3 protein-coding genes are annotated in these 3,272 nt (G+C 53.5%); all 3 read right to left on the reverse strand.

From position 1 onward, the window contains the following. Positions 1-351: 351 nt before the first annotated feature. The 3 genes from B2Y11_RS05265 to panC all read right to left on the reverse strand — a co-directional run bounded on the left by B2Y11_RS05265 (position 352) and on the right by panC (position 2,630). Positions 352-1,314 carry a bile acid:sodium symporter family protein gene (locus B2Y11_RS05265; RefSeq protein WP_291057022.1) on the reverse strand — a complete coding sequence of 321 codons (963 nt, stop codon included), beginning with the start codon at positions 1,312-1,314 and terminating at the stop codon, positions 352-354. A 78-nt stretch (positions 1,315-1,392) separates the two neighbouring features. Then, a complete protein-coding gene (panD, locus tag B2Y11_RS05270) occupies positions 1,393-1,776 on the reverse strand; it encodes an aspartate 1-decarboxylase (protein WP_291057024.1) in 384 nt (127 codons plus the stop codon). Further along, entirely contained in the window at positions 1,776-2,630 is an 855-nt protein-coding gene (panC, locus tag B2Y11_RS05275) for a pantoate--beta-alanine ligase (RefSeq protein ID WP_291057026.1), read from the reverse strand. The genes panD and panC overlap by 1 nt, the downstream gene beginning before the upstream one ends. Positions 2,631-3,272 lie beyond the last annotated feature (642 nt).

Below are 3,272 nucleotides of genomic sequence, written 5' to 3' on the forward strand. Positions count from 1 at the left end.
AATTCTTATAAAAGCAGACTCTGCGAATTAATCAGTGCGTCCTTAGTGGCTGGTAGCTGGCAGCTAGTGGCTAGTAGCTGGAAAAACCATACAATCGCCCTGCGGGCGTTGGAAATGCACCCCTTCTGCCTACGGCACCTCCCCCGGAGGGGGAGGTTTGCTCTATGCTTCCTTAGGGCGATACCACCACCCTCGGCCCGCAGGGCCGTCGCTCCTTTCTATACAACCTGCCGACGCAGGCGGCCATAACCTTCGGCCCGTAGGGCCGTCAACCTTTCCCTCTGAACCTTTTCCAGAAACAAAAAACAGTGTCCCCAAAAAGAGGAGGACACTGTTTTTGATTTCATCCGATTATTTCACCTGTACCTGCACAGCAGGCTTGGATTCCATTTCTTCTTCATCCCGTCCCACGCACCAGGAGGCGAAGAGGGAGCCGGACACATTGTGCCATACGGAGAAGATGGCACCGGCAATGCCGCCGGCGGCGGTGAAGTACATAAGGGCCAGAGTAGAGGCGAGGCCGGAATTCTGCATGCCTACTTCGATGGTCATGGCCCGGACCTGGGCCTTGGTCATGCCGAACTTTCTGGCGCAGGTATAGCCCAGCAGCATGCCGCCCAGGTTGTGGAGAATGACTACGGCCAGAATGATGAGGCCGTTATCCAGAATGGTGCGGCCGGAGAGGGATACCACGCAGCCTACGGTGAAGATGATGACCAGAGCGGAAAACATGGGCATTATCTTCGTCACACGGGCTACCTGCCGGGGGAAGAAGTAGTTGAAGCCTACACCTGCCAGCAGGGGGAGAAGCACCATTTTCACAATGGACATCATCATGGAAGTGAAGCTGATGTCCACCCAGGCACCGGCAATGAGCCAGATGAGGAAGGGGGTGACGAAGGGGGCCAGGATGGTATTCACCATGGTCATGGAAACGGAAAGGGCCACGTCCGCGTGGGCAATGTAGGAAATTACATTGGACGCGGTGCCGCCGGGGCAGCAGCCCACCAGTACCACGCCGATGGCAATGGCAGGCGGCAGGGCAAAGAGCTTAATGAGCACAAAGGCAAGCCCCGGCATGATAACGAACTGGAGAAGGCTGCCCAGGGCCACATTCTTCGGCTGTTTGAATACATTCTGGAAATCCTTCGGCGTAAGGCTCATGCCCATGCCGAACATGATGATACCCAGCATGATGGGGATATAGGGGGCCAGCGGTTTCATGACAGAAGGCACGAAGATACCGAAAATGCCTGCCAGTATGACTCCCACCGCCATGTAGCGGGTACAGATACGGACGATTTTATCAAGCATAGGAAACTCCTTTATGGAAATATTCCTTCCGGGAGTGTCCTTCACGGAATTTCCGGAAGGAATGAGAAAAAGGGACGATCAGCCGATTTCTCTTTCTTTTTCAGCCCCCCTGGTTTTCAGAGGATGGTTCTTTTCATCCACCATGACTACCTTCGGCACGAAGGTGCGGGCTTCTTTTTCATCCATCTGGGCATAGGCAATGATGATGACCACGTCACCGATGGCGGTGCAGCGGGCGGCCGCACCGTTCAGGCAGATGACGCCGCTTCCCCGTTTTCCGGGAATGGTGTAGGTCTCCAGGCGGGCACCATTGTTGTTATTGCAGATCTGCACCCTTTCTCCCGGAAGGATGCCTGCTGCATCCATCAGATCCTCATCGATGGTAATGCTCCCCATGTATTCCAGATTTGCTTCCGTTACGGTGGCTCTGTGGATTTTGCCGTGCATCATGGTGTATGTCATTATTCTGCCTCCAGTACTACATTATCAATCAGTCTTGTTTTGCCGAATTTGACAGCCACAGCCAGCAGGGCTTTCCCTGTAATATTCTCTCCGATTTCCTTAAGGCCCGGCATGCCGTACATTTCCACATAGTCAATGTTGCTCATTGGCTCCGATTTGATTTCCTCCGTAACCTGGGAAATCAGCTTTTCCTTATTCCTTTCGCCCTTGTCAAACGTCTCACGGGCATGCTTCAAACTTCTGGAGAGCACCAGGGCTGCCTTGTGTTCTTCCGGGGAAAGATAAACATTCCGGGAACTCTTGGCCAGACCGTCTGCTTCCCGGACGATAGGCATAATGCGGAGGGTGACATTCATGAAAAGATCCTCCACCATGCGCTGAAGCACCTGGGTCTGCTGGGCGTCCTTCAAGCCGTAGTAGGCACGGTCGCATTCCGTAAGGTTGAAGAACTTGGTGCATACCGTAGCAACCCCTCTGAAATGGATGGGGCGGGTCCTGCCGCAAAGAACTTTCGTAATGGGACCGCATACTTCCACCCAGGTAGGATCCTTATGGGGATACATTTCCTCCGGGGACGGAGCAAAAAGGAGGTCTGCGCCCGCATCTTCCGCAATCTTCATGTCATGGGGGAGGGTTCTTGGATACTTGGCATAGTCTTCATTGGGGCCGAACTGGGTGGGATTGACAAAAACCGTGGTAATGGTCACATCATTTTCTGCGTGGGCCGCCTTGATGAGGGATGCATGGCCCTCATGAAGGGCACCCATGGTGGTCACAAGACCGATGGTCTTTCCTTCCTTCTTACACTGGTGTACAAACTCTTTCAGTTCACTGATTTTGTGGCAAAGAATCATTTTCTGCCGTCCTTCCCGGGAAATTTTCCCAACTGCTTTTCTGCAACAACGGGACAGGATTTCAATAAAAAAGGCGCACTCCAAAAAGAATGCGCTTTGTGACATGATTTCTCCAGAAAACGGCTGGCTTTCAAGTCCGTGTCCCCGGGAAAAGAAAAGGGGCATCCGAAAAGGATGCCCGCTGTTTTGAAATCTCTGCATTCGTCTCGGTTATTACAATCCAAGCGATATGAATTTTGTGGAAACATATCCGCAAACCCGTGTCCTTTCCGGAAAACCGCTGCAGCTCTGAAGATACTGTGCAGTCATAATCAGGAAACAGGTATCAAGTGCGAGCCTGTCCATGTCATTTTAAGCTCTCCCCAGGGAGATGCCCCTATGCGCCCGATACAGGCATATGTTCCAAAAGAAAGGATACTACCTTCCAGAAAAATTGTCAAGGAGGGACACGTCCCTATGGGACGTGAGGGTTCAGGCGCCTTTCGGCGCGGTCGGGATCGGGACCGGGGCCTGGGCGGTGCTTTCCAGTATTCCCGAAGGTTGACACGCCCTTACGGGCGTGAGGGTTGATGGCGCCGCCGGGCCTTACGGCCCTGGGCGCCAAGGGTTCTGCCTGTGATCGGCTTCGCCTTACAGGCAGTT

It is taken from the genome of Dialister sp. UBA1703 (genome assembly GCA_002320515.1).
GTDB lineage: Bacteria > Bacillota > Negativicutes > Veillonellales > Dialisteraceae > Dialister.

Excerpts from the sequence above, each read along its gene's own strand:
- panC (WP_291057026.1), bottom strand. The coding sequence starts at position 2,630 with ATGATTCTTTGCCACAAAATCAGTGAACTGAAAGAGTTTGTACACCAG.
- panD (WP_291057024.1), bottom strand. The coding sequence starts at position 1,776 with ATGACATACACCATGATGCACGGCAAAATCCACAGAGCCACCGTAACG.
- B2Y11_RS05265 (WP_291057022.1), bottom strand. The coding sequence starts at position 1,314 with ATGCTTGATAAAATCGTCCGTATCTGTACCCGCTACATGGCGGTGGGA.